Source organism: Micromonospora sp. NPDC047812, from assembly GCF_040704175.1.
Lineage (GTDB): Bacteria > Actinomycetota > Actinomycetes > Mycobacteriales > Micromonosporaceae > Micromonospora.
This window is the reverse complement of record NZ_JBEYRY010000038.1, coordinates 1-1,559: the sequence shown is the minus strand read 5'-3', so window position 1 is coordinate 1,559 and position 1,559 is coordinate 1. Positions and strand designations below refer to the sequence as shown.

The following is a 1,559-nucleotide window of genomic DNA, read 5'->3' as shown; positions in this document are numbered from 1 at the left end:
GTCACCCACCAGGACATCCCCTTCGACAAACTCGTCGAGCACACCCGACCCACCCGCGACCGCCACACCCCACCCCTCATCCAAACCGTCTTCACGACCATGGACGGCACCGGTCCGGCACCGCTGCACACCGCCACGATGAGGCCGCTGCCGATCGACGAGGGGGTCGCGAAGTTCGACCTGACCGTTCAGGTGCAGCTGGAGCCGGACGTCATCCGGGTGCTCTTCGACTACGCCTGCGACCTGTACGACGCCGCGACGATGGCCGAGCTGGCCGACAGCTACCGGGCCCTGGTGGGCGCCGTGCTGGCCGAGCCGGACCGCCCGCTCTCCACCGTGGTCGCGGTCACGGCCGCCCAGCGCGAGCGGCTCGCCCGCGCGCTGACCGCCAGCCCGGTTGCGGTCCCGCCCGCTGCTGCGGGGTGCGTGCCGCGGCTGGTCACGGAGACGGCCCGACGCCAACCCGACGCGGTCGCCGTCGTCGACGGGGCGGGCACACTCACCTACCGCGAACTCGACGAACGGTCCAACCACCTCGCCCACCAACTACTACGACACGGCGCCCGACCCGACCACCCCGTCGCGGTCAGCCTCCCACCCGGCGCACCCGCCATCACCGCCATGCTCGCCGTCCTCAAAGCCGGCGCCGCCTACCTCCCCGTCGACCCCACCGCACCCACCACCCGCCGACACCACCTCATCACCGACTCCGGCGCCACCATCCTCATCACCGCACACCCTGACGACACCGACACACCCCCCGGCGTCGTCACCCTCACCCCGCACCCGGCACCGGCCACGGCCACGTCCACGCCGCCCCCGGTCGACATCCATCCGGAGCAGGTGGCGTACGTCATCCACACCTCCGGGTCCACCGGCACGCCCAAGGGAGTCATGGTCCCCCACCGGGCGCTGACCAACCTGGTCCACTGGCACCTGGACACCCACCCCACCGGCCCCGGCGAGCGCCACGGCCAGGTGGCCAGCCTCGGCTTCGACGCCGCGATCTGGGAGATCTGGCCCGCGCTGGTCAGCGGCGCCACCCTGCACATCGCCGACCCGGCCGACCGCCTCGACCCCACCGCGCTGCACGACTGGCTGGTCCGGGGAGACGTCACGAGGACGTTCCTGCCGACCCCGGTCGCGGAGGCCGTCCTCCGGTTGCCCACCCCGTCCACCAGCCACCTGCGGACGATCTTCACCGGTGGGGACGCCCTCACCACCCGACCGTCCACGCAGGCGCCGTACACGCTGTTCAACATCTACGGGCCGACCGAGACCACCGTCGCCGTCACCGTCGGGCCCGTCAGCACCGACGGGGTCCACCGGCCGGACCTCGGCGTCCCGATCGCCGGCGCCCGCATCTACCTCCTCGACGCCGACCTCCAGCTCGTCCCGCCCGGCGCGCCCGGCGAGGTCTGCGTCGGCGGCGACGTGGTCAGCCGCGGCTACCTGAACAAGCCCGGGCAGACGGCGGAGCGGTTCCTGCCCGACCCGTACGCCACCACCCCCGGCAGCCGCCTCTACCGCACCGGCGACCTCTGCCGCCTCCGCACCGA

At 73.2% G+C, this 1,559-nt stretch carries 1 protein-coding gene; it reads left to right on the top strand.

Translation table 11 applies throughout. The features are described from left to right. Positions 1-15: 15 nt before the first annotated feature. A partial coding sequence (locus AB0883_RS30755; RefSeq protein WP_366644769.1) for an amino acid adenylation domain-containing protein occupies positions 16-1,559 on the top strand: 1,544 nt, incomplete at its 3' end.